The following is a 25,780-nucleotide window of genomic DNA, read 5'->3' as shown; positions in this document are numbered from 1 at the left end:
TAGGTCAGAGGTGTAAGCATGGCAACATGTTCAGCTGACTGATACTAATAGGTCGAGGGCTTGACCAATAAATCTTTCTTTACAAAGTTCTATATACAGTTTTGAAAGAACAAAATTCTTTCAGATAAAGGTACTTTTCTTTGAAAAGCACCGAAAATCTGGTGATTATGCCATGAAGGTAACACCCGTTCCCATTCCGAACACGAAGGTTAAGCTTCATAGGGCCGATGGTACTGCACGGGAGACTGTGTGGGAGAGTAGGACGTCGCCAGGTTAAATGTGGCTAGATAGCTCAGTCGGTAGAGCAGAGGACTGAAAATCCTCGTGTCCCTGGTTCGATTCCTGGTCTGGCCACCATTTTTTTTATTTGGTGCTATAGCCAAGTGGTAAGGCAATGGTCTGCAACACCTTCATCCCCGGTTCAAATCCGGGTGGCACCTCCATACAAAATCCCTTTGGAAATAATACTTCCAAAGGGATTTTGCATTTTATAGCATACTATGATTTAATATAATACTTATAACCTAGTTATGTTATAATAATTATTATCAAGGAGGGATAGGATTTGAGAAGAGAATATATAAGCTATGAAACTGATATGCCAGTTAATATTTCTTTGTGCAAAGTAAAAAATTATCCCATTCATTGGAATAACTCTATTGAAATAATTTATGTGCTAAAAGGAAACTTAAGTATTACCATAGATACGGATACAATGAATCTTAAAGAAAATGATATAGAAATAGTAAATATAGATGAAGCCCATCGCTTATATAGTGATGAGGATAACGAAGTTTTAATATTTCATATAGATCCTTATTTTTTTGAAAAGTATTATAGCGATATGAAGAATATGTTTTTCTATACTAATACTGAAGAAGAAAATTCTCAGCTTAGCGATGAATATGAAGATTTAAGGACTTTCCTATCTATAATTCTTTGTGAAGCAGTTCAAAAAAGTGATGATTATGATGAATACTTGGAAAAAACTTTAATTGATCTATTATATCATCTTATAAATAATTTTCATTATTTAATGTATGAACAGGAAGAATTAAGAGATAAAGAAGAGCAGTTAGAAAGGTATCATAGAATATCAAAATATATTTTCAATAACTATGATAGCAATATAACCCTTCAAGATATAGCAAAGAAAGAGTTCCTTAGTACTAACTATTTATCTCATGAAATAAAATATGCCACGGGATATTCTTTTACGGATTTATTGAATCTTACAAGGGTGGAAGAGTCAGTAAAGCTACTGTTAGACACTGAAATGACATTATCAGAGATATCCGAAGAAATAGGTTTTTCACACACCAGATATTTTAATAAGCATTTTAAGCTTTATTTTAAGATGACACCATTGCAATTTAGAAAGAAGCATAAAGTAGATGAAGAAACTTATGAAAAGCAGAAACAAGTAGAGATACTTCCACTTATAAATGCATTAGAATCCGTAGCTTACTATATAGAAGATTATGATAGATATAATTTTGAAGATAGAATAACTAAACTTCATATAAATATGTCAAATAACTTAGGTGAGTTTAATAAAAAATTTAAAGAAGTTATTAATCTAGGAGAAGCCTTTGATTTACTTATAGAGGATAATAAAGATATGTTAGAGGAGCTTCAGTATGAAGTAGGCTTTGAATATGGAAGAATTGAAAATTTATTTTCTATGGATATGGGAATATTTCCAGGAGGAAATTTTTATAACTGGAGTAGAGCACGTACTGTATTTGAATTCTTAGAAAATATATCAGTAACACCTCTTATAGTTTTAGATAATAAAAGCTTTAATGAAATTGAGTTTATTAATGCTTTTAGAAATTTTGTTACTTATTTTAGTGAAATAGAAAATCTTCAATTTAAAAGTTATGGTTTTCAACTCTCAAAGAGGTTACCTGAAACGCTTAAGGAAAGTATAAAGGCAATATTAGTAGATCAATATGATCTTAAACTTTTTTATGAAGAATATGAGGAAAATCATAATATAGATTATATATATGATACAGCTTATATGCTTCCTTATATTATACATTCAGTTATTAACAATAAAAATAATTTAAATTATTTAAAGGCTTATGATGTTTTAGACAGACAGGTAAAGCTAACCAATGAGGTTTTCTTCGGCTATCCTGGAATGATTAATGATAAAGGTATTAAGAAGCCATCTTATTATGCTTATTTTTTACTTAATAAGCTTGGTGATACCTTAGTGGATATAAATGATGGTTATATAATTACTAAGAGTGAAAATGAATATCAGATTTTATTGTATAGTTATAATGAAGAACTTAATAATCTTATGAAATTTGAAAAGTTTTCTAAAATGCGTGGAGTGAAAAACACTGTAGAAAAGAAGTATTCATTAAATATAGTGAATATCCTTAAAAGCTCTAAAATGACCTTTTATGAGATAGATGAGGATATGGGTTCATCTTATAATTATTGGCTGTCTATGGGAAAACCAAAAAGACTTAATAAAGAGGAAGAAGAAATAATGCTTAAAGCATCCTTTCCTAAAATTGATTTTCAGTACTCTAAAAAAAATGCTGTTACAAATATAAGAGCAGAGCTAAAAGGCTACGGTGCACTGCTTATATTAATAAAAGAAGTATTATAACACCTCAAAGTGAGGTGTTATTTGTTTTTTGCAAGATATTTACAAAAGCTATTAAAGCTTATTAGTACATTTAAGTGCTTACTTTAGTGAATGCCTAGAAATTTTCTCTGTCATATAATATAAGAGTAGATAAAATTACAAAAAAAATATGTAAACTATGTTGTGAATATATATTTAGGAGGTGAAGTTCATGGGCATAGATAACAAAATTTTTACTACTGGAAAAACTAAAAGCATACTATTAAAATTTGCTATACCTACTATAATATCTCTTCTAGTAGTAGAACTTTACAATATGGTGGACACGGTCTTCGTGGGAAGACATGTGGGTACAGATGCTATTGGAGCCCTGACTTTAGCCTTTCCTGTCCAAAGATTATTAAGTGCACTAGCCTTATTAGTAGGAGTAGGTACCACCACCATAGTAGCGAGAAATCTTGGAGAAAAAAATTATGATGAACTTAAGAAGACAATTATAAATTCCTTAGTTTTAAATATGGGGATTTTAATTACAGTGATATTATCATTATATATTTTTAAAGAAAAAATTATATACTTTTTAGGTGCTAGTGAAGTAACCTATCCTTTAGCTCAGGAGTATATCTCTATAATCCTAATAGGAGGATTATTCCAGGGACTTGGTATTGTAATGTGCTGTATTATGACAGCTCTTGGTAATACAAAGATAACATTATTATCAAACTCTTTAGGAGCTGTTACCAATATAATTGTGGACTTTATATTAGTGGCTTTACTAGGTTTTGGTGTAAAAGGAGCTGCTTTTGCAACAGTGTTGTCACAGTTTTTAGCTTTCTTATTTGCATTAATAAAATTTATGAAGGTTAAAAAATATTATTCATTAAATTTTACCATGAAGGGACTTTCAAAGCATTTATCCTTTGATATGAGTAAAGTGATACTATCCATAGGATTCTCCACTTTTATAGTAGAAATTTCTGATGCTGTAGTAGCAGTTATCCTTAATAACCTTTTATATGTTAAGGGGGGAGATGCTGCGGTAGTTATGATAGGAATAATTACAAGGGTTTCTATGTTTATGTTTATAGCCATTATAGGTATAAGCTCATCCATGCAACCTATTGTAGCTTATAATTACGGTGCTGAAAATTATGAAGAAATGAGAAATACATTAAAGGTTTCTATGAAAACTGTAACCTTTATATCCGTTGTATTCTGGGCTATATTAATTATATTCTCCAATGGAATTATAGGATTCTTCCTTAAGGATAAGTCCTTGCTTAATGAAACGGTTAAGGCATTTAGAATGTGTATTTCCATATTACCTACTGTAGGTTTGTACTATATAGCAATATATTTCTATCAAGCTATTGGGGATGCAAAAAATTCTTTCTTCCTTTCAATATACAGGCAGCTTGTAATATTTATACCTATTTCATTAGTACTTATTAACTTTATGGGAGTTCCAGGTGCTTGGATTTCCTTCCCTATATCTGATGCTATATCAGCTTTAACATCAATATATTTCCTATATAAGGTTTGGAATCTTGACTTTGAATATGACACAGATGAATCATATGCTTAATTTAAAATAAATAGATTATGAAATAATTAAAACTGGTTATGCACTCTGCTATAACCAGTTTTAATTATTGTACTACTTTTTGCAGCACATTAATCATTTTATTTTTACAGTCTAGCTGGATTTTAGCACCTATAGGTAAGGTGAGTTTAGGGTTATCATGTCCGCTCATAAAGTTAAATAAAATGGGCTTATTTAAGGTGAATAATTTTTCCTCTAAAACTTGGTTTAAAGTAAGGCTTCTAGTGTAATTTTCTAAACTACATCCAGTAAATTGTCCTAAAATAAATCCTTTACACTCATTAAGCTTTCCACTTAATGAGAGTTGAGTAAGCATTCTGTCAATGGCATAAGGGGATTCATCCACTTCTTCAATAAAAAGTATTTTATCCTTAAAATCCATTTCGTAAGGGGTTCCTAGGGAGGCGCAGATTAAGGATAAATTTCCTCCTGCTAAGGTACCTAGGGCAGAGATATCCGTATTGCTCTCTAATGTGAAACCCTTTGGATTTTCTATAGTATAAGGTTTATAACCTTCCATTAGGGTCAGTAAAAAAGAATTTAAGGTATCTTCATAAGTAAAATCTGAAGATATCATGGGAGAGTGAAAAGTAATCATATTGTACTTATTAGATAAATAGTTTAGCAATATGGTTAAATCGCTATAGCCACAAAAAATCTTATAATTTGATAACATTTTCTTGTAATTTAAATAAGGCATCATACGCATAGTGCCATAGCCACCCCTAAATGAAATAACCGCATCTACTTCTCCGTTACAGTATATATCTTGAAAATCCTTAGATCTATCCTCATCTAGGCCTGCCAGGTATCCATATCTATCATATATATGGGTTCCTTTTTTTATTTTATAGCCTAAATTTTCAAATTCAGAAATCTTTTCATCAATAATCTGAGAGTCCTCAGGAGAAGCCGGGCAAACCACACCTATGGTAGAGCCTAATTTTAATCTTTTAGGTACAAACAAATTAAATACCTCCATAAATTCATATGCTTTATAATATAAATATTTATATTAATTATTTGGATAAATTATTCCTTATTAAAACATATCCTTTTTATATAGTATAGCTATGGCAGCTAGGGATAGACCTATTATTATCCCTATTACAATTTGAAACCCATAGGGGTTGTGAATTATGGGCATAAAGTCCATATTCATACCAAATATACCTGAAATCATATTAGGTATAGCCATAACTATAGTAATGGAAGCTAAGAATTTCATTACTATATTTAAGTTATTAGATATTACAGAGGCATAAGCATCCATGGTGCCTGAAAGTATATTGCTATAAATGTCTGTCATTTCTATAGCTTGCTTATGTTCAATAATAACATCTTCCAGTATATCTTTATCATCCTCATATTTCTGCATTATTTCAAGCTTTAACATTTTCTCCAAGGTTACTCCATTAGATTTTAAGGAGGTAGAGAAATAAACTAAAGACTTTTCTAAAGAAAGCATTTGAATCAATTCTCTATTTTTCATGGACCTATGAAGACGTTTTTCTACTATTACGCTTTTTTTATCTATTTGTCTTAAATATAATAAGTAGTAAGTGGAGATTCTGCTTAATAATTGCAGTATAAATCTAGAGCGTTTAAAGGTGTAAAATGCCTTGATTTTCCCCTCTGTAAAATCTTGAAATATTTTACTGTCTTTCAAACAAACAGTAATTATCTCTTTCTCAGTATGAATTATTCCTATAGGATAGGTATCATAGATTAATGAGCTATCATCCATTTCAGCAAAAGGAATATCTAAAATTATTAAAATATTGCTGTCTTCAATTTCTATTCGAGAAGTTTCTTCATCATCTAGAGGAGCTTTTAAGAAGTCTAGTGGAACCCCAGTTTTTTTAGAGATTAAAACTAATTCTTCTTCTGAAGGAGCTATTACATTAACCCAGCTTCCTGGCTCTATGCTCTCTAAACACTGTAAAGAAGTATTTGTTTCTGATGTACTTTTATAAATATGAATCATATGTTCACCTCCAGATTTATTCATTAATATATTATATATCAAAGACACCATCATATATATAGGTAATGTTAAGTTAATAGAAATCTTTTTAAAAATATTAATATCCATAGAGAGAAGATGATAATGAGAGATAATAATAGCTCCATGACACTAAAGCTAGTCCACATACTTTAGAGGCTAAAAACACTCATATATGATGTATAGTGATGCTCTGATGATATGGATTAAATATTGAAAGCCTAGTATAATCTCTATGTTAGAAGAATATTGTAATATTATCGGGGGTTAAGTTTATGGGTACTATGTACAAAGAAATAAATGCAAAGAAGAGAATGCCGGTTATAGTTACTATTTTTATAGTTCTTAGCATTATGATTGCTATATCAAATATACTTGAAACTATAAAAATAGGAGGCTTTAGTTTAGGTATTGTTACTAATCCTGCTATCGGAATTATGACTATAGGTTTTATTGCTTTTCAAGTATTAAGGTGTAGAGTTAGTTATAAGTATTCTATCATTGCAGATCAACTTATTATTCATAGAATAAGACAAAATGAGCATCAAGCAGTTAAGTGCATAGACTTAAAAAATATAGTTTATATAGGTAAGCCTTTTTCCTGTAACGAAAAATATAACATAGTAAAAAGTAATAGCTTCAGCTGTACTCTTAGAAAATTTAATTCTTTATGTTGTATTTACAAAAGTGAAGAAGGTTATGAAAAACTCTATTTCCAACCTAGTGAAAAGTTAGTAGAAAAAATAAATTACTTGATTAAATAAAGAACCAGAAAAACTGGTTCTTTATTTAATTACATCATAAAATTCTGTTTTTACTTCGGATAAAAGATTATCGCTTTCTATGAGATCTAGTGCTGTAATAGCTAAAGCAGAAGCTGCCTTCATAGCGTTTTCTTTGGCAAAATCTGATAGTGTTGCTCTTGCAAATTCTGTAGTGCCATATTTTATAGAATTACTTTCTATTATACCTATATAAGGATGTATACAAGGACTTTTATGGCTGACAGTGCCAAGGCTTAATCCTGCATATATATCTCTAGGAGCATGGATGTCAATGATTCCACATTCTTTTAAGTTATGACTAAATAGTCTAGATAAAGTTATATTAGTTATAAGCTCCTCATAAGGTGGCTCGTATAGGCAAATGTCAGATTTAATATTAAGGATTTTTTCTACAAAATCAATAATTTCACGTAGTTTAGCTTCGGCTTTAGAAGCTGTGTTGGTATCTTTTCCTCTTATGTAGAACTTTATTTCTGATTCTTTTGGAATTATTAGAGGAGTAATCCCTCCTTTTGACAGTACCCCATCTATATTAACTTCTTTAGGAAAACCCTTTATTAAAGTGTTTAAAATACTAAAAGTCAAAAGAGCAGCGTCTAGGGAGGTATAGGAACCTCTATTAAGAAAAGACAATCCGTTATTTCCTAAAAATTTTGCTGATAAGGGTAATATGGCAGAAGAGGTTCCACTTTCAGAGGTTTCTATATCAGGATGTGCCATAAGTACTAAGTCAACATCATCAAATACTCCCTGTTTAGCCATAGTAACCTTTGCTCCTCCTAAGTATTCACCTGGACATCCTAAAATGGTTATGCTTCCTCTGGTTTTATCCACCACATCTTTTAAACTCACAGCGCTCATAAGGGATATAGCAGTTAGCAGATTATGTCCAGTAATGTGACCCAAACCTTCTACAGCATCATATTCACATATAGTGCATATTTTAGGATATCCATTTCCATAGGTAGCTTCAAAGGCTGTAGCTATATTTAAAAAATTATCTTTTACTTTAAACCCCTTTTCTTTTAATAGAGAGGTTATATTCTTGCAAGCATTAAATTCTTTATAACTTGTTTCTGGATTCTCAAATAAGTATTTGGATAAAGTGAAAAATTCATCACTGCATTTATTTATACTGTTTATTATTTCTTGCTTCATGGAAAAACCTCCTCGCAATAATTCAACTTTAGTTTAACCTCATAGTAAAAATATATTTATTTTTGTTTTATAAAATATAAGATAAAATTTTAAAAATAAAAGGTGGACATACTTTAATTGTTCAATGAAGTGAATAAAATATAGTATACGGGGCAATAATCAAAGTAATAGATTTTGAGGGGGTGTAATTCATTAAAGGATGTTAGTCCTTATAATGAATAATTAAATGATTAAAAAAAGCTGTGTTATATGTAGGAAACATAGAAATGATGGTATAATAATAAACGGTAAAAGAATATGCAGAAGCTGCGAAGAAAAATTGATTAGCTCTGAAGCTGGCAACGATTTTTACGAGTATTATAAAGAATGCATAAAAAAGAGCATATCAGAATTTGCTATAAAGGGTAACAATTTAAATTGTGAAGTTTACAGCTAATTTAGATATTACTTCTGAAATAGGTACATTATAAGCAGCATTATAGCTGCTTTTCTCATTTTAAATTAATTGAAAATTAGGGGGATAATATGAGTAAATTACCAATAGTACAAGCTTTGAGTGATTACATAAATAAAAATAATGCTCCCTTTTCCATGCCGGGAGGGAAACAGGGAAGAGGTTTTAATGATAATTTTAAAGAAATACTACTTAAGGGTGATATTACAGAGGTAGAAGGCTTAGATAATCTCCATAAACCAGAAGGGATAATAAAAGAGGCTCAAGAACTATTAAGGGATTACTATGGCAGTATCAAGTCATATTTTTTAGTTAATGGAAGTACCAGTGGAAATATCACTATGATTTTTTCTGCATTAAAAGAAGGGGATAAGGTATTAGTAGAAAGAGGATGTCACAAGTCAATTTTCAATGGAATACTACTTAGAAAACTTATTCCAGTATATATTTCTAATGATTATTCAAAGGAAAATAACATACCTCTAGGAATAGATTATGATAATTTAATAAAATTATTGGAAACACACAAGGATATTAAAGGGGTTATTTTAACCTATCCTAATTATTATGGGGTATGCAGTGATTTAAAGGGTATAATAAAAGAATGTAAGAAAAGAGATATAAAAGTTCTTATAGATGCAGCTCATGCTGCCCATTTTGGAGTAAATAAAGCTTTGCCTGAAAATCCTGTAAAGCTTGGGGCGGATATGGTAGTTATCAGTGCTCATAAGACTTTACCAAGTCTAACTCAAGGTGCCTACCTTCATGTTAATAGCAAAGAACTTATTAGTAAGGTTGAAAGGTATCTTTATATGTTCTTAAGCACCAGTCCCTCTTACTTGATAATGGCTTCTTTAGATTATGCCAGACATTTTCTTCAGGTGAAGGGAAAGGACGCCTATGAAGAGCTTTTAACCTTGTTAGATTATTATAAGAAGCTTATAGATGACTTGCCTATGTTTAAGTGTGTTGATAAGGAACAGCTTTTTAAAGGTGATGTTAAAAGAATATATGATTTCGACGATACTAGATTACTGATACAGCTAAGAGAAAGTGATACAAGCGGTTATAGATTATTGGATTACTTATATAAAAAGGGTGTTCAATGTGAAATGGCTGATTATAAAAATATAGTTCTAATAACCAATCCTTTTAATAGAGAAGAAGATTTTGAAAGGCTTTATATGGCGCTAAAACAATGCCGCAGGGAAGAAATTTATGATAAAGAACTAATAAATCCTGAATATAGTATACCTTTACTTAAATTACCTCCTTATGAAGTTTTAGAAAAAGAGCAGGAATGGTGTAGTATAGATAAGGCCATAAATAGAATATGCGCTGAAAATATTATACCTTATCCTCCAGGAATACCTTTAGTTATGATGGGAGAAGTTATTGACGAGAATATAATAGATATAATTAATTTCTATATTAATAGTAATGTAACCATATTAGGAGTTACAGAAAAAAATATAATGGTTTTAAAATAGAATGCTTTTGATATTAAAAAATAAAAGTGCTATAATTATAAAGCTTAGGAGGTAGGATATGAAGGGAATATTTATTTCAATTGAAGGTCCAGAAGGGGCAGGTAAAACTACAGTAATAGAAGATTTAAAAAATTATATGCTAAGAAGTTCAGCTGACTGTTTATTTACAAGAGAGCCTGGAGGAATAGCTATTTCTGAGCAGATAAGAGATATTATTTTAAACACTAAAAATACTTCCATGGATGGAAGAACTGAAGCGCTTTTATATGCTGCATCAAGAAGACAGCATTTAGTAGAAAAGGTACTTCCAGCTTTGAATAATGGTCGAATAGTTATATGTGATAGATTTATAGACTCATCTTTAGCTTATCAAGGATATGCCAGAGGTTTAGGAATAGAAGAAGTAATGTCTATAAATCAGTTTGCCATAGAAGGAAATATGCCAGACTTAACTATTTATCTAGATATAGAACCGGAAATTGGATTAGCTAGAATAGCTATGAATAAAAGTAGAGAGATTAATAGATTGGATCTTGAAAAATTAGAATTTCATAAAAAAGTTAGAGATGGATATAAAACACTTCAAAATAAGTATAATAAAAGAATTAAAGAAGTAGATGCCTCTAAAACTAGAGAAGAAGTTTTTCAAGATGTGCTTAAGGTATTTAAAGAAACCTTAAATGCAAAGGGAATTATTATTTAATTACATATTATTACTTTGTGTTAAATTTTAAGTAAATTAATAACTAGAATATATAAAATTATGATAAAATATAATAAACAAATGAATCTAGTTTAGGTGTATTAAAAAATTAATCTCTATTATCTTTTAGGGAGGTGTGCATTATGAAGTTAGTTATTGCCATAGTACAAGATGATGACGCAGCAGATTTACTAGATATACTAACAGAGAATGGTTTTAGAGTAACAAAACTAGCTACCACTGGTGGTTTCTTGAAATCAGGAAATACCACTTTGATGATTGGGGTAGATGAAGAAAAGATTAAAGAAGTTATGGGCTTAATCGAAGATACATGCAAGACAAGGGAACAGGTGGTTACATCTCCTTCGCCAATGGCAGGATCTACTGGAGTTTATATTCCATATCCTGTAGAAGTAGAAGTAGGAGGAGCTACTATATTTGTAGTAGATGTGGACCAGTTTGTAAGATTCTAAACTATGATTTCAAGGAATGGGAGGGAGTGCAGTGGATAATTTTATAGGTCATGACTTAGTTAGAAGCTGGGTTAAGGCTGCTGTAAAATCCGGTGCCCTTCCCCATGCCCATTTAATAACAGGGCAGGATGGAATAGGTAAAAGCTACCTTGCCAGAGAGATTGCAGCGGATATACTAGGTGTGTCCCCTGTAAAAAAATATGTAGATATAATAGAATATAGGACAGATAAAAGATCTTTTGGTGTAGATGAAGTTAGAGACATTATAGAAGAAGTTAATAAAAAACCTTTTGAAGGTAATAAAAAGGTTATTATTATATATCATGGAGAAAAATTAACGGTGCAGGCTCAAAATGCTTTTCTAAAAACTATAGAAGAGCCTCCAAAAGGAATACATATTATTATAACTACTGATAGTAGTGAACTATTATTGGACACTATAAAATCCAGATGCCAAATTCATAAGCTTTTAAGGCTTTCAAAAAAACAGATAAAAGATTTTTTACGCTTACATTATCCTGATTTGGATGAGGAGATGATTAATTTAGCTTCTGCATTTAGCGATGGTATACCAGGTAGGTCTGAAAAGTTTTTAAAGGATGAAGAGTTTAATAATATAAGAAATATTACATTGAAGATGCTTAAAGATATACTTACAAAAGATGAAACCCTTGTAATAAAGTACGAGCAAGAGCTTGCAAAATATAAAAATAAAGAAGAAGATATCTTGAATAGTTTATTATCATATATAAGAGACATAATGATATATAAGGATCTAGAGAATAGTAAAATTATAATTAATAGGGATAAACTTGAGGATGTAAAACAGCTTTCAAATATGTTTTCCTATTCTAAGCTTTATGAACTTATAGAAGTAATAAATAAATCTAGAGAGGCATTCTTCAGCAATGTCAGTGCAGCAGTGACTTATGATATAATGCTGCTTAATATGTTGGAGGTTTAATATGATAACAGTGGTTGGAGTTAGATTTAAAAAAGCAGGTAAGATATATTATTTCGCACCAGGAGATTTAAACATAGAGAAAAGCAATTACTTAATAGTAGAAACAGCTAGAGGAATAGAGTTTGGAGAATGCGTAATCGGTCCAAAGAACATTTCAGAAGAGGAAATAGTTTCACCTCTTAAAAATGTTTTGAGAGTTGCTGATTCAGAGGATATGACAAAGCACGAAGAGAATAAGAAAAAAGAAAAAGAAGCTTTAGATATATGCCTTAATAAAATTTTAGAGCATAATCTGAACATGAAGCTAATAGATGTAGAGTATACCTTTGATAACAACAAAGTTATATTTTATTTTACAGCAGAAGGAAGAGTTGATTTTAGGGAATTAGTAAAAGATTTAGCAACTATATTTAAAACAAGGATTGAGCTTAGACAAATTGGAGTTAGAGATGAAGCAAAAATGATAGGCGGTCTAGGACCTTGTGGAAGACCTCTATGTTGCTCAAGCTTTTTAGGAGATTTTGCCTCAGTTTCTATAAAGATGGCAAAGGAACAGAACTTATCTTTAAACCCTACAAAGATATCTGGTATATGTGGTAGGTTAATGTGTTGCCTTAATTATGAACAAAGTACCTATGAAGATATTAGAAGAAGGCTCCCTAAGGTAGGTTCTATAGTTGAAACTCCAGAAGGCCAAGGAGAAGTAATAGGTAATAGTACCGTTAAGGAAACTGTTAAAGTGAAGATGAAAAATTCTTTTGATGAAGAAGTAATTATATCTGTTAATATAAATGAAGTTCAATTAATAGCTGGTGGCTATGAGGACAATATTAATGATGCTGATTTAAAGGATGAAATTGATATAGTAGATAAAACAATCATTAAGGATTTACTTAAAGGTTAGCTTGGGGGAGGGAAATATGAAATCTTTATTAAAGGTCCGAAATATAAAAACTTCTGAAGATGTTGCTAAAATAAAAGGTGCTATTGCTAATCACCAAGGAGTAGTTGCCTGTGAGATTAATAAAGTAAAAGGGGAAATAAGTATAGTATATGATAACTACTTTGTAACTGAAGAAGATTTTATAAGCTCTGTAGAAGAATTAGGGTTTGCAGTGCTATAAATTTAACAATTTAAGATGTGAAATATCTTTAAAAATAATGTAAAACGTGTTAAAATGTATTTGTGTCTTGGGACATCCATATATCTAGGAGGTGTTTTGTATGTCATTCAAAATTAATGATGCTTGCATAAGCTGCGGAGCTTGCGCTCCAGAGTGCCCTGTTAACGCTATTTCTCAAGGGGATACTCAATATGAAATAGATCCAAATACTTGCATCGATTGCGGAAACTGTGCAAATGTATGTCCAGTAGGAGCTCCTGTTCAGGACTAATCGATGAAAATGACTGCCTTTAAAGGCGGTCTTTTTTTATGGTGTCAGGCACCTTGGAAAATATTAATAGGTGCAGAATACATTAATAGATGAAGAATGCATTTATAAGTGCAGAATGTATTTATAGGTGTATATTTTATAGATAAATATGGAAAGGTATATTAGGATATAAATTTCTTTTTTTACGAGAGCAGGTGATTTTATGAAGGTTAAAATCATAAGAACATTACCAGGTACTAATAACAAAGAAAGAGAAAGATTGATTTATTTATGCTTAGAACAGGGTGAGAAGCATTATGGGAGAATAATAGAAAGTTATATAAGCATTTCAAAACAAGCAGGATATGAAGAAAATATCGTAGATTTATATAATGGAGAGGGCTTATATAATATTTGGCTGACATATACCTTAGAGGAAGTTGCTATTTCTATATTACAGGATATTTGTAATGGGGTAGAAGAAGTATATATTTTGAAAAAGGCTAAAGAATTAATTACTAACTGTTGGTATAAAGATATAATAAACTGGTGTGATAGTGCTAATATTCCTTATATTAATCTGGATAATGATGAAATACAATTAGGATACGGAATTCATTCATTTAAATTAAGTCATAATGATTTTTTGCAAAGGTTTTACAGGGATATTGCTAAATTAGAAGATTACTGCAATAGTAATAATATTGGGTTAATACCCATAATATCTGTTACAGGAACTAATGGTAAAACTACTACGGTTAGGTTAATATATAACATACTTAAAGGCTTGGGTTATCATACGGGACTTTCCTCCACAGGAGGGATATACATAGGTGATAGAAAAATAAGAAATGGTGATACTACAGGTTTTTATAGTGCTAGAGAGGTTTTAAAGTCCCCGGAGGTAGAGGTAGCAGTATTAGAAACAGCTCGGGGAGGAATATTAAAGAAGGGGCTTGGATACAAGAAATCCATGGCTACTATTATTACTTCTCTTTCAGAAGATCATATAGGGATGAGTGGAATAAATGATATAAAGGATCTTGCTAGGCTAAAATTCACAGTTTGTAAAGAATTATCTAAAGATGGAAAGCTCATTATGTTAGCTTTAACTGTACTATATGATAGTGTAGATAATAAGGATAATGTTTGCTTATTTGATATTGAAAAAAACCTCCTCATGGAAAATCATATAAAGCATGGAGGAGAAGCTTACTATATTGAAAAAAATGAATTAGTACACTGTATAAATAGAGAAGTGGAAAGGCTGGGAAATATAGATAATTTACCTTTTACTCATGGGGGGATATCTAAGAGCAACATAAAGAATATTATGGCAGCCATAGCATCAGTAAGTACCATTCACAGTAATATTACAGAGATTTTTAATGTAATAAAGAATATTAACTGCGATTTATACACAAATCCAGGGAGACAAAATATAATAAGTGTGGATAATTACAAAGTGATCTTGGACTATGGACATAATAGTGAGGCTTTTCAAGAGGTTTTTTCCATAGCTGCAGCTTTAAATCCCTCTAGTATAACAGGAATAATTGCTGCTGCAGGGGATAGGAAAAATAAGTACATATCTCAGCTAGGAAGTATGGCAGCGCGCTATTGCCATAGAATATTTATTCGTGAGCAGGCAGACTTAAGAGGCAGAAAACCGGGAGAAAGCGCTAATTTGATCAAGCTAGGCATATTAGAGGAAGGCTTCAATATGGATAATGTAGAAGAAATATATAAGGAAGAAGAAGCATTATTAAAGGCTATGAAAACAGCAAAAGATGGTGAAGTGATAGTGTTATTTACACAATGCCTGGATGTTATCATTCCTGTTATCAACCAATATTTCATGAGTAAGGAACTTAATCCTGTAGCTGTAGATTTAGATTTTTCTCATTAATTACTAAAGTTTATATATAATGTTTAACATAGTAGAAGCAGAAAAAATATTTTTTCTGCTTCTTATAATTTTAAGAGAATTTAATTTCTTTAGGGGTGAGTAATATAACTTTATTTTTATAAGGTTCCTTACTCTCTATTAAAAAAGTATTTCCTTGAATTTTTTCAACATTTTTCATGTGCACAATAAATTCTTCAGGACCATCTAGGGACATAGTATTGTCTGAAGTATGATAATGCATGGGTATAACTATGCTGCTTTTAATAACACTGCATAATTTATATGCTTCATTGCCATCTAAAGTATAATGACCCCCTACAGGAATAAAAAGGATGTCAATAGCACCAAGCTTTGATACATACTCTGAGTCTAAGGCATGACCTAAGTCTCCTAGATGACATAGCCTAAAACCATCTATTTCATAAACAAAAATTATGTTGTTTCCACGCTTTGCACCTTGAAGGTTATCATGATAACTAGAAAAGCCATGTACTTTAACAAAACCTAAGTCATGGAAACCACATGTATTTATTATTATTGATTTATCAGCATAGCCTTCCGAGTTGTTATGATCAAAGTGATTATGGCTTATAGTTACGGCTTGAATGGATTCTTTATAAGGTTCATAGCCTATACTCTTGTGAAAAGGATCCGTAAGAATTCTTTTACCTAAGGAATCTTCTATTAAAAAACAAGAGTGTGCTATCCACTGGATTTTCATATTTATCAGCTCCGTTATATATTATAACCACTCTTATTATGTGTAAACTAAAATCATCCTATAAAAAGAATTATTAAGTAATAATGAGGAAATCCATGATAACCACATATAAGTTTATTTATTCAATAAAAATTCTCAATAATTTAATATTTTATTTATTGCCTGGCAACAATAAAAATATTATGATAATATTAAGGTCAAAGAAAGTCAAAGTAAGATAGATTGTGAACAGGGTGATGTAATGGCAAGATTATCAGATATTATAGAAGAATTTATTAAGAACATGATGAAGGAAAGCGAAGAAGAACTTCAAATACAGAGAAATGAATTAGCTGATTATTTTAGCTGTGCACCTTCTCAGATTAATTATGTGCTTACTACGCGTTTTACCCATGACAAAGGATATATCATTGAAAGCAGAAGAGGTGGTGGCGGGTATATAGTAATTAGAAAGATAAATTTTGAAGACTTTGAAAGCAGGGCAGAAAAAATTATTGAAAGTATTGGAGAAAGTGTTACTTATGATAATTCCCTGGCTTTACTTGAAAGCTTATTTGACTCTGATCTCATCACAGAGCGGGAGTTTGAGATCATTAAGCTCACACTAAATGATAGGACCCTTTGCAAAGTGGAGAATAAGAATAAATTAAGGGCAGACATATTAAAATCAATAATATGGGTTATTCTAAGTTAATGGGAGTGAATAGTTTATGTTGTGTGAAAAATGTCATGAAAACCAAGCAACAGTTCATATAGTAAAGATGATAAATGGTGATAAGAAAGAGTTGAATATTTGTCAAAGCTGTGCAGAGAAAAGTCAAGAGCTATCCTTTTCTTCAGATATGATTTCACCTTTTTCTTTTCAGAATATTTTAAGCGGTTTTATGGATTATATGAATAAAGAATCTGAGAATGCGGAGCGCACTGAAGTTAAGTGTCCTAAATGTGACACCAGTGCAGCAGAATTTAAAAGGCTAGGTCTTTTAGGGTGTGATCAGTGCTATAAAACCTTTAGTAGCACAGTTACCCCTATTGTAAGAAGGGTTCAAGGAAAGTTAGAACACAGAGGAAAGGTGCCAAAGAAAGCGGGCATGGAATTAGTTGAGAAAAAAAGACTTCTGAAACTTAAGGAAGAGTTGCAAAAAGCTATATTTGCTGAAGAATACGAAAAAGCTGCTCTTATAAGGGATGAAATTAAAAATCTTCAAAATAAGCAGGATTAGGAGGTGGGGATATGAAAAATTGGATGTATGATGGTGATTCAAAGGTAGAGCCATTAATCAGCAGTAGGATAAGGATAGCAAGAAATATTAAAAATATGCCTTTTCCACATAATTTAAGTGAAGAACAATGTAAAAATCTAATAGAAACTATAGAAAGAGCCTTTTATACTTCGACCCATATGAAGAATGACTTTAAAACTATCAGGTTGTGGGAAAAAGATTCTAATGAGCTAAAAAGTTATTTAGAAAAACATCTAATAAGTCCTAATTTGCTTAAAACACCAAATAAGTCAGCTTTTATTTTAAATAGAGAAGAAACCGTTAGTATGATGATAAACGAAGAAGATCACATAAGGCTTCAATGCATAAGTAGTGGATTTAATTTAAAAGAAGCCTATGAGATGGCAGATAAAATAGATAGCATGCTAGAGGAAACTTTAGATTTCGCTTTTGATGAAAACTTAGGATATTTAACAGCATGCCCTACTAACTTAGGTACTGGAGTAAGGGCTTCTGTAATGATTCATCTTCCAGCCCTTACTATGAATAAAGAAATTACACAGGTTTTAAAAGCTTTAACTCAAGTTGGTATGACCCTTAGAGGGTTATATGGTGAAGGGTCTAATGCAGATGGAAATATTTATCAAATTTCCAATCAAATAACCCTAGGCATGAGTGAAGAGGAGATAATAGCAAATTTGGAAGCTGCTGTAGGTCAGATATTAGATCAGGAAAATAGATCCAGGGAATTAATTTTATCTAAATACAAATATGAGCTGGAAGATAAAGTTTTTAGATCTTTGGCTATGCTTCAAAGTGCTAGGGTTTTAACTTCTACAGAGTGTCTTGATTTGTTATCTAATGTTAGATTAGGACTTGAAATGTCTTTGGTGGAAGGTGTAGATAAGGCTATTATAAACGGACTTTTAGTAAATACCCAGCCAGCTACCTTGCAACAAAATATTTCTAGAAGTTTAAACGAAAGAGAAAGAGATATAGAAAGAGCCAAATTTGTACGGGAAACACTAAGTAACTTAATGTAGAGATGAATGGAGGTAAAGTATTATGATGTTTGAAAGATTTACTGAAAGAGCACAAAAGGTAATAATGTTTGCTCAAGAAGAAGCACAGTATTTTAAACATGGGTATATTGGTACAGAACACATACTTTTAGGAATCCTAAGAGTAGAAGGAATAAGTAAAGAACTTTTAAATTCCATGAATGTAACCGATGATGCCGTAAGAAAATTAGTAGAAGAATATGTAGGTTTCGGAGATATAGAAATATTTAAAAATGAAATTGCTTTAACACCAAGAACTAAGAGACTTTTAGACTTAAGCCTTTTAGAAGCTAGAAATTTAGGACATAATTATATTAGCACAGAGCATATGCTTTTAGCTTTAATTAGAGAACAGGAGGGTGTTGCATACACCATACTTGTAAACCTTAATGTAAATATAGAAAATTTAAGAAATGAAATAATTAATAGTATGAGTGGACAAAATGCATCAGGAGCTTCTAGCAATACTCCTTCAGCTAAAAGAAAAGATAATAATACTCCTACTTTAAATCAGTTTGGACGGGATTTAACTGAAATGGCTAGAGAAGGCAAACTAGATCCAGTAATAGGAAGAGATGATGAAACTCAGAGGGTTTTAGAAATACTTAGTAGAAGGCTTAAAAACAATCCATGTCTTATCGGTGATCCTGGAGTAGGTAAAACAGCCATAGCAGAAGGGTTAGCTCAAAAGATAGTGGAAGGAAATATGCCTGAAATATTAAAGAACAAGAGAGTTGTAACCTTAGATATTTCTTCTATGATTGCTGGAGCAAAATATAGAGGTGAATTTGAAGAAAGATTAAAAAAGGTTATGGAAGAAATAAAACAAGCAGGTAACGTAATATTATTTATAGATGAAATTCACACTATAATCGGTGCAGGGGGAGCAGAAGGAGCAATAGATGCCTCAAATATATTAAAACCTGCTTTAGCTAGAGGTGAAATTCAATGTATAGGTGCTACTACCATAGATGAATATAGAAAGCATATAGAAAAAGATTCAGCCTTAGAAAGAAGGTTTCAGCCAGTAAATGTTGGAGAGCCTACTAAAGGAGAAGCTTTAGAAATATTAAAAGGATTAAGGGATAAATATGAAGCTCATCATAGGGTTAAAATAACAGATGAGGCTTTGGAGGCTGCGGTAAATTTATCAGATAGATATATAACAGATAGATACTTACCAGATAAAGCTATAGATTTAATTGATGAAGCAGGAGCAAAGGTAAGGATACAAAACCTTACAGCACCACCAGATCTAAAGCAAATAGAAGATGAAATTGAGAAGATTACTAAAGAAAAGGAAGATTCTATAAGTGTTCAAGACTTTGAGAAAGCAGCAGCTTTAAGGGATAAGGAAAAGGAACTAAAAGAAAAGTTAGAGGCTTTAAAGAAAAATTGGACTACACAAAATAGCTTCCAAACTCAGGTGGTAGGAGAACCTCAGATAGCTGCAGTGGTAGCTAAATGGACAAATGTACCTGTAGAAAAGCTTACAGAAAAAGAGTCTGATAGACTTTTAAAATTAGAAGAAATTCTTCATAATAGGGTAATTGGTCAAGAGGAAGCGGTTAAATCGGTATCTCAAGCGGTACGTAGAGCAAGGGTTGGTTTGAAAGATCCTAATAGGCCTATTGGTTCATTCATATTCTTAGGACCTACAGGAGTAGGTAAAACTGAATTATCTAAGTCCTTGGCTGAGGCAATGTTTGGGGATGAAAATAATATAATAAGAGTAGATATGTCAGAATATATGGAAAAGCATACCGTTTCAAGGCTTATAGGATCCCCTCCAGGGTATGTAGGTTATGATGAAGGCGGACAGCTTACAGATAAGGTGAGAACCCATCCATATTCTGTGGTACTTTTCGATGAAATTGAAAAAGCTCATCCAGATGTATTTAATGTACTTTTACAAATCCTTGAAGATGGAAGACTTACAGATGGAAAGGGAAAAACTGTAAGCTTCAAAAATACAATAATAATCATGACTTCCAATGTAGGAGCTCATACTATAAGAAAGCAGAGAACCTTGGGATTCGCTCCTGAATCAGATAATATTAACAGTGAACACGAAAAGATGAAGGAAAATGTTATGGAAGAGCTTAGAAAAACTTTTAGACCAGAGTTTTTAAATAGAATAGATGATATAATAGTATTCCATCAACTTCAAGAAAAAGATTTAGAGCAAATTGTAAAGCTAATGCTTAACTCTGTAAAAGATAGATTAAAGGAGCAAAATATATTTATATCCTTTGATGATAGTAGTGAAAAGTTACTAGCTAAACAGGGCTTTGATGTAACTTATGGAGCAAGGCCATTAAGAAGGATGATAACTAAAACTGTGGAAGATAAACTCAGTGAAGAAATGCTAAAAGGCAATATTAAACATGGTGATAAGGTTATGGTAACTGAAGAGGATGGTAAACTTAACTTTACTCATGAGTAATTTATAAAATAAAACAAAAGCTGACATTGACATCAATGTCAGCTTTTTTATATAATAAATAATAATAATTATTGTTTAGAATAAATTACTATTGATTTTATTTAAAATTTAGTATATTATAATAAATATAATACCCCCTAGGGGTAAAATATTATTTGAGATTTTAACAGAAACTATTTATAAGTTTGTAATGCTCTATAATTTAGAGTTAATAGTAAGGAGAGAGGGATAATGGAAAAGAAGATTAAAGAATTAGATCTAATGATAATAGGCGCTGGACCAGCTGGTCTTACCTCAGCTATTTATGCTGCAAGAGCAAAGCTTAATACATTGCTTTTAGAAAATGAAATAGTAGGTGGTCAAGTTAGGAGCAGTTACACCATAGAAAATTATCCTGGCTTTAAAACTGTTGAAGGTGGAGCCTTAGCAGATTTAATGCAAGAACAAGCTCAGGAACTTGGTGCTGATATCGATGAGTTTGATTTAGTGGAAAAAGTTTATTTAAGTGATGATGATAAAGAAGTTACTACTGGAAGCTATATATATAAACCTAAGGCTTTAATTATTTCTACAGGAGCAACCCCAAGAAAACTACCAATACCTAATGAAGCTAAGTTTTCTGGGAAAGGAGTTCATTATTGTGCTGTATGCGATGGCGCGGTATATGAAGATAAAGTTATCGCTGTAGTAGGGGGAGGAAATTCAGCCCTAGAAGAGGCTTTATTCCTTACTAGATTTGCATCAAAGGTTATAATGATAAGAAGGTATGATTATTTTAAAGGTGAAAAAACTACTTTAGAAGAGGTTTTAAATCATCCTAAGATTGAAGTAATGTATAATTGGGATTTAGTAGATGTTTATGGTAAAGATTTCGTTGAAAGTGCTAAAATAGCTAATACTAAAACTGGTGACACAAAGGATATAGCTTTAGACGCAGTATTTGGATATATAGGTACAGAACCTAAAACAGCACTTTTTAAAGATTATATAAATTTAACTACCCAAGGCTATATTCCTACAGATGAAAACATGCAAACAAATATTAAAGGAGTATATGCTGCAGGGGATGTAAGAGAAAAATTATACAGACAGATTACTACTGCTGTGGCAGATGGTACTATAGCTGCATTGGCTGCAGAAAAGTATATAGTGGAGAAGGGAAGAAGATTATGATAAAGGTTTATTCTACTACTTGGTGTCCATGGTGTGTTAAAGTAAAAAAATATTTAGATTCAAAAGGTGAAAATTACGAAGAAATAAATGTGGCAGATGAAAAAGAAGCCAGAGATGAAGTTTATAAGATATCAGGACAACGTTCTGTGCCTGTTACAGATATAAATGGCACTATAATAGTTGGTTTTGATAGAGAAGCCATTGATAATGCAATTAAAGGTTAAAGTTAAATAGATACAAAAATCCATACTAAAAAACACAATTAAATTCTTACTAAAGGAGGAAAAATATGTTTAATGAACTATGTTGTGAAAACAAGATATACAGAAATTTAGTGGATGGTAGATGGGTAGATAGCAAATCCAATAAGTATCTTGAAATACATTCACCTATAGATGGAACATTAGTGGGAAAAGTTCCTGCTATGAGTCAAGAAGAGGTAGACTTGGTAATAAAGAATTCAAAAGCTGCTCAAAAGGCTTGGAATGATGTTCCAGTAAATAAAAGGGCAGAGGTATTATATAGAGCCGCAGATATATTATATGAAAGAGCAGAGGAAATAGGTTCAGTTTTAGCTTTAGAAATAGCAAAAGATAAAAAAGGAGCTGTTTCTGAAGTTACAAGAACTGCAGATTATATAAGGTTTACTGCGGATGCGGCAAAGGCTATGGAAGGAGATGTTCTTCCAGGAGATAGCTTCCCAGGTTATAATCGAAGCAAACTTTCCTTTGTAAGTAGGGTTCCACTAGGTGTAGTGCTTGCCATATCACCTTTTAACTATCCCGTAAACTTATCTGCATCAAAGATAGCACCGGCAGTGGCAGCAGGAAACTCAGTAATTTTAAAACCACCTACACAAGGTAGTATTTCAGCACTTTTCCTAGCTCAAATATTTAAAGCAGCAGGATTGCCAGATGGTGTTTTAAACACTGTAACTGGTAGAGGAAGCGAAATTGGAGATTATATAGTTAAGCATCCTAATATAGATTTTATCAATTTTACTGGAAGTACTGAAGTGGGTCACCACATATCAGAAATCACTGCCATGAAACCTGTTCTTCTAGAACTAGGTGGAAAAGACGCCGCTATAGTATTAGAAGATGCAGACCTAGAAAATGCTGCAGATAATATAGTTTCTGGTGCCTTCTCTTATTCAGGACAAAGATGTACTGCTGTTAAGAGAATATTAGTAATGGATTCTGTAGCAGATAAGCTTGTAGATTTACTTAAAACAAGAATTCAAAAGCTCAAGATTGGTGACCCAAGAGAAGAAGGTACAGTGATAGTTCCCCTTATTGATAATAGAGCAGCGGATTTTGTAATGGAACTAGTAGAAGATGCTATGGAAAAAGGCGCTAAGAGGATAATGGGAGAAAAGAGAGAGGGAAATATAGTTGAGCCCATGCTATTTGACAATGTAACCTTAGACATGAGAATAGCTTGGGAGGAACCCTTTGGCCCAATACTTCCTATAATTAGAATAAAGAATATGGACGAAGCTATTGATATTGCCAATAGATCAGAATATGGACTTCAATCTTCTGTATTTACAAAAGATATAGATAAAGCCTTCTATATTGCTGACAAACTTGAGGTAGGTACCGTTCAAGTAAATAATAAGACTGAAAGAGGACCAGACCATTTCCCATTCCTAGGAGTTAAATCTTCAGGCATGGGTACTCAAGGAATTAGGTACTCCATAGAAGCAATGTCTAGACCAAAAGCAGTAGTATTAAACTTCAATAGGAAGTAGGAAAAGAGAACCTGAAAGGGTTCTCTTTTAATTTAGAATTGAGAATTTAGAATTGAGAATTAAGGAGGAAACTCACGGAGTTTCTTTGAATTTTATAGAAAATAAAAAACTCTTGGGGAGTTTTTGAAAGGGTGCTAGTCACGTAACAAGTGACAAATTTAATTTAACTTAGTTAAGAGGAAAAATATAGTGTGAAATCTTATACCTATCAATAAATCCATAGTTGCCATAACGTAATAAGAGGAAACCTCCAGGTTTCCTCTTATTACAAATAAGATGTAAGTTTTTCTAACTCTTTTCTAGAAAAACTATCCTTCATTTTAAATTCTCAATTCTAAATTCTAAATTGAAAAATCTGCTCTTCAGCAGATTTTTCCTACAGCCCTAAAGCTTTATCTATAGCTGGTTTGTCAAATCCAACTATAATGCTTCCGTTTATGTCTACTACAGGAACTCCCATTTGTTTTGATTTATCAAACATTTCTTTTCTTGCAGCAGTATCTTCTTGAACATTTAGTTCTTGAAATTCTATTCCATTACTTTTTAAATAACCTTTTACTTTTACACACCATGGACATGAATTTGTACTATATACTTTTATCATCATTAACAACTCCTTTTAGTAAATAATCATTATGAATTATCTAACTCTATTATACCTCATCGGGGTATGTTTGCAATAGTTTTTTTAAAAATTAATATTCTATCTAAAAATTATATTAATAGTGATTAGTATATTCATTATTCTAAGTTAAAATTATTAAAATTGTTTTTAATGAATTATATAGAATGCTTAATTCGATTATATATAATCATAAGTAAATCAAGAATTCTATATAATATATAGGTTTAAATGAAATTATTAGACATAATTTGATTCCTTAATACCCAAAGGGTATATACGACTTTGATGAAAAGTGGAATTTAAAAATTACCCTATCCCCTGGAGAAGTAAAAATAATAAAATGTAAATATATGTAACCACCCCAGGGGGGATCCCATATTGTGGGAGCCCCCCTGGGGTGGTTACATTAATTACCATATATTCTCTGTGTTTAATTTTATGTCGAATTTAAGTATAATGAATATAATGAGAGATTTTTTTGAAAAATATCACAATGAGAGGACGGAGATTAAAGTGGACAACGATAATTATTTAGTTATGGATCCTTATATACTTCTTAGCATTATTAACATGAAGCTTAGGGATGAGTATAGCTCCTTAGAGGTGTTATGTGAAGATAAGAATATACCTCTTTATAAGCTTGAAGAAAAGCTAGGGGAAGTAGGATATAAATATTATAGAGATATAAATCAATTTAAAGGTCAATAAATAATAAAATAAAAATTGAAATTGGAAAATAAAAATTTAAACTGAAGTAAAAAACTTAAATGGGTAGAGATGAAGAGGTTAACAATGGAAGAAATTAATATTAGAAAGGCCGACGTTAAGGATTTTAATTTTATAGCAAGTTTAAGTAAGCAGATGGGTTACGAAGTTTCTATAGAAGATGTAGTGTGCAGATATTCATATATGGTGAATAACAGTAATTCTTTACTCCTTGTGGCAGAGGAAAACCAGGAAGTAGTAGGTTGGATTCAAAGTGAAGTACATAGTAAACTAGGTAAATATAATTTTGCAATGATTTCTGGGTTAGTTGTGGACAAAAATCATAGAAACAAAGGGATAGGTACAGAACTTATATTAAACACAGAGAAGTGGTGTAATAAGAGAGGCTGTTATGGAGTGAGCCTTAGTTCAGGTAAGGAGAGAAAAGAAGCTCATAATCTTTATAAAAAGCTTGGATACATAAATAAAGAAAAATACTATTTTTTTTATAAGATATTAAATAAAGTTACAAGATAATGTGTTT

General features: G+C 31.5%; 26 protein-coding genes, 2 tRNA genes and 1 rRNA gene. 24 read left to right on the top strand and 5 right to left on the bottom strand.

Annotation, left to right across the window (positions count from 1 at the left end; translation table 11 throughout):
- Positions 1–157 precede the first annotated feature (157 nt).
- The 5 genes from rrf to BUA82_RS13375 all read left to right on the top strand — a co-directional run bounded on the left by rrf (position 158) and on the right by BUA82_RS13375 (position 4,196).
- Positions 158–274: ribosomal RNA gene (rrf, locus tag BUA82_RS13395) — 5S ribosomal RNA — on the top strand.
- 7 nt (positions 275–281) lie between these two features.
- Positions 282–357 (top strand) — tRNA-Phe (locus tag BUA82_RS13390).
- Between the two features lie 12 nt (positions 358–369).
- A tRNA-Cys gene (locus BUA82_RS13385) sits at positions 370–443 on the top strand.
- A 122-nt stretch (positions 444–565) separates the two neighbouring features.
- Positions 566–2,632, top strand: coding sequence for a helix-turn-helix domain-containing protein (locus tag BUA82_RS13380; protein WP_073009095.1), 2,067 nt, complete (start codon positions 566–568; stop codon positions 2,630–2,632).
- A 190-nt stretch (positions 2,633–2,822) separates the two neighbouring features.
- Positions 2,823–4,196, top strand: a complete 1,374-nt coding sequence (locus tag BUA82_RS13375) for an MATE family efflux transporter (protein ID WP_073009092.1) — start codon at positions 2,823–2,825, stop codon at positions 4,194–4,196.
- 64 nt (positions 4,197–4,260) lie between these two features.
- On the opposite strand, the gene BUA82_RS13370 is transcribed toward BUA82_RS13375, so the two are convergent.
- Positions 4,261–5,181 carry a S66 peptidase family protein gene (locus BUA82_RS13370; protein ID WP_242948973.1) on the bottom strand — a complete coding sequence of 307 codons (921 nt, stop codon included), beginning with the start codon at positions 5,179–5,181 and terminating at the stop codon, positions 4,261–4,263.
- A gap of 75 nt (positions 5,182–5,256) precedes the next feature.
- Complete coding sequence (locus tag BUA82_RS13365) at positions 5,257–6,201, bottom strand: magnesium transporter CorA family protein (RefSeq protein ID WP_073009086.1); 945 nt, start codon at positions 6,199–6,201, stop codon at positions 5,257–5,259.
- A 293-nt stretch (positions 6,202–6,494) separates the two neighbouring features.
- On the opposite strand from BUA82_RS13365, the gene BUA82_RS13360 reads away from it, so the two are divergent.
- Entirely contained in the window at positions 6,495–6,983 is a 489-nt protein-coding gene (locus BUA82_RS13360) for a hypothetical protein (RefSeq protein WP_073009083.1), read from the top strand.
- 21 nt (positions 6,984–7,004) lie between these two features.
- On the opposite strand, the gene BUA82_RS13355 is transcribed toward BUA82_RS13360, so the two are convergent.
- Positions 7,005–8,162, bottom strand: coding sequence for a zinc-binding metallopeptidase family protein (locus BUA82_RS13355; protein ID WP_073009080.1), 1,158 nt, complete (start codon positions 8,160–8,162; stop codon positions 7,005–7,007).
- A gap of 226 nt (positions 8,163–8,388) precedes the next feature.
- Between BUA82_RS13355 and BUA82_RS13350 the strand changes: the two genes are divergently transcribed.
- The 9 genes from BUA82_RS13350 to BUA82_RS13310 all read left to right on the top strand — a co-directional run bounded on the left by BUA82_RS13350 (position 8,389) and on the right by BUA82_RS13310 (position 15,529).
- Positions 8,389–8,598: a sigma factor G inhibitor Gin gene (locus BUA82_RS13350; RefSeq protein ID WP_073009077.1), complete on the top strand. Its 210-nt coding sequence runs from the start codon at positions 8,389–8,391 to the stop codon at positions 8,596–8,598.
- A gap of 89 nt (positions 8,599–8,687) precedes the next feature.
- Positions 8,688–10,106: an aminotransferase class I/II-fold pyridoxal phosphate-dependent enzyme gene (locus BUA82_RS13345; RefSeq protein ID WP_073009075.1), complete on the top strand. Its 1,419-nt coding sequence runs from the start codon at positions 8,688–8,690 to the stop codon at positions 10,104–10,106.
- A 58-nt stretch (positions 10,107–10,164) separates the two neighbouring features.
- The gene (gene tmk / locus BUA82_RS13340) at positions 10,165–10,809 is read left to right on the top strand and encodes a dTMP kinase (protein ID WP_073009073.1); all 645 of its coding nucleotides are present in this window, start codon (positions 10,165–10,167) and stop codon (positions 10,807–10,809) included.
- A gap of 143 nt (positions 10,810–10,952) precedes the next feature.
- Positions 10,953–11,282: a cyclic-di-AMP receptor gene (locus BUA82_RS13335; RefSeq protein ID WP_073009071.1), complete on the top strand. Its 330-nt coding sequence runs from the start codon at positions 10,953–10,955 to the stop codon at positions 11,280–11,282.
- Positions 11,283–11,313: 31 nt separating this feature from the next.
- A complete protein-coding gene (locus BUA82_RS13330) occupies positions 11,314–12,246 on the top strand; it encodes a DNA polymerase III subunit delta' (protein ID WP_178140729.1) in 933 nt (310 codons plus the stop codon).
- 1 nt (position 12,247) lies between these two features.
- The gene (locus BUA82_RS13325) at positions 12,248–13,150 is read left to right on the top strand and encodes a PSP1 domain-containing protein (RefSeq protein ID WP_073009067.1); all 903 of its coding nucleotides are present in this window, start codon (positions 12,248–12,250) and stop codon (positions 13,148–13,150) included.
- A 16-nt stretch (positions 13,151–13,166) separates the two neighbouring features.
- Positions 13,167–13,370, top strand: a complete 204-nt coding sequence (locus BUA82_RS13320) for a heavy-metal-associated domain-containing protein (protein ID WP_073009065.1) — start codon at positions 13,167–13,169, stop codon at positions 13,368–13,370.
- A gap of 100 nt (positions 13,371–13,470) precedes the next feature.
- On the top strand, positions 13,471–13,641 hold the full coding sequence (locus BUA82_RS13315; RefSeq protein WP_073009062.1) for a 4Fe-4S binding protein: 171 nt from the start codon (positions 13,471–13,473) through the stop codon (positions 13,639–13,641).
- Between the two features lie 202 nt (positions 13,642–13,843).
- Positions 13,844–15,529: a Mur ligase family protein gene (locus tag BUA82_RS13310; RefSeq protein WP_073009060.1), complete on the top strand. Its 1,686-nt coding sequence runs from the start codon at positions 13,844–13,846 to the stop codon at positions 15,527–15,529.
- A gap of 70 nt (positions 15,530–15,599) precedes the next feature.
- Here the strand turns inward: BUA82_RS13310 and BUA82_RS13305 are convergent, their stop codons facing one another.
- Positions 15,600–16,250: an MBL fold metallo-hydrolase gene (locus BUA82_RS13305; RefSeq protein WP_073009058.1), complete on the bottom strand. Its 651-nt coding sequence runs from the start codon at positions 16,248–16,250 to the stop codon at positions 15,600–15,602.
- Between the two features lie 241 nt (positions 16,251–16,491).
- Here BUA82_RS13305 and BUA82_RS13300 point away from each other — a divergent pair, with 241 nt between their 5' ends.
- From BUA82_RS13300 to BUA82_RS13270, 7 genes are all read left to right on the top strand, one after another.
- Complete coding sequence (locus BUA82_RS13300) at positions 16,492–16,944, top strand: CtsR family transcriptional regulator (RefSeq protein WP_073009056.1); 453 nt, start codon at positions 16,492–16,494, stop codon at positions 16,942–16,944.
- A gap of 16 nt (positions 16,945–16,960) precedes the next feature.
- Complete coding sequence (locus BUA82_RS13295; protein WP_073009053.1) at positions 16,961–17,473, top strand: UvrB/UvrC motif-containing protein; 513 nt, start codon at positions 16,961–16,963, stop codon at positions 17,471–17,473.
- A gap of 11 nt (positions 17,474–17,484) precedes the next feature.
- Positions 17,485–18,516 carry a protein arginine kinase gene (locus BUA82_RS13290; RefSeq protein ID WP_073009051.1) on the top strand — a complete coding sequence of 344 codons (1,032 nt, stop codon included), beginning with the start codon at positions 17,485–17,487 and terminating at the stop codon, positions 18,514–18,516.
- A gap of 22 nt (positions 18,517–18,538) precedes the next feature.
- On the top strand, positions 18,539–20,980 hold the full coding sequence (locus tag BUA82_RS13285; RefSeq protein WP_073009048.1) for an ATP-dependent Clp protease ATP-binding subunit: 2,442 nt from the start codon (positions 18,539–18,541) through the stop codon (positions 20,978–20,980).
- 231 nt (positions 20,981–21,211) lie between these two features.
- Complete coding sequence (trxB, locus tag BUA82_RS13280; RefSeq protein WP_073009045.1) at positions 21,212–22,153, top strand: thioredoxin-disulfide reductase; 942 nt, start codon at positions 21,212–21,214, stop codon at positions 22,151–22,153.
- A complete protein-coding gene (locus tag BUA82_RS13275; RefSeq protein WP_073009042.1) occupies positions 22,150–22,377 on the top strand; it encodes a glutaredoxin domain-containing protein in 228 nt (75 codons plus the stop codon). The genes trxB and BUA82_RS13275 overlap by 4 nt, the downstream gene beginning before the upstream one ends.
- A gap of 65 nt (positions 22,378–22,442) precedes the next feature.
- On the top strand, positions 22,443–23,906 hold the full coding sequence (locus BUA82_RS13270; protein WP_073009039.1) for an NADP-dependent glyceraldehyde-3-phosphate dehydrogenase: 1,464 nt from the start codon (positions 22,443–22,445) through the stop codon (positions 23,904–23,906).
- A gap of 376 nt (positions 23,907–24,282) precedes the next feature.
- Here the strand turns inward: BUA82_RS13270 and BUA82_RS13265 are convergent, their stop codons facing one another.
- Complete coding sequence (locus tag BUA82_RS13265; RefSeq protein WP_073009036.1) at positions 24,283–24,510, bottom strand: glutaredoxin family protein; 228 nt, start codon at positions 24,508–24,510, stop codon at positions 24,283–24,285.
- A gap of 534 nt (positions 24,511–25,044) precedes the next feature.
- Between BUA82_RS13265 and BUA82_RS13260 the strand changes: the two genes are divergently transcribed.
- Together BUA82_RS13260 and BUA82_RS13255 are read left to right on the top strand one after the other, a co-directional pair.
- Complete coding sequence (locus BUA82_RS13260; RefSeq protein WP_073009163.1) at positions 25,045–25,239, top strand: DUF4250 domain-containing protein; 195 nt, start codon at positions 25,045–25,047, stop codon at positions 25,237–25,239.
- Between the two features lie 84 nt (positions 25,240–25,323).
- Entirely contained in the window at positions 25,324–25,773 is a 450-nt protein-coding gene (locus tag BUA82_RS13255) for a GNAT family N-acetyltransferase (protein ID WP_073009033.1), read from the top strand.
- Positions 25,774–25,780 lie beyond the last annotated feature (7 nt).

It is taken from the genome of Clostridium amylolyticum (genome assembly GCF_900142075.1).
Lineage (GTDB): Bacteria > Bacillota > Clostridia > Clostridiales > Clostridiaceae > Clostridium_AA > Clostridium_AA amylolyticum.
The sequence above is the reverse complement of the archived record's forward strand: the minus strand, read 5'-3'. Positions and strand labels throughout refer to the sequence as shown.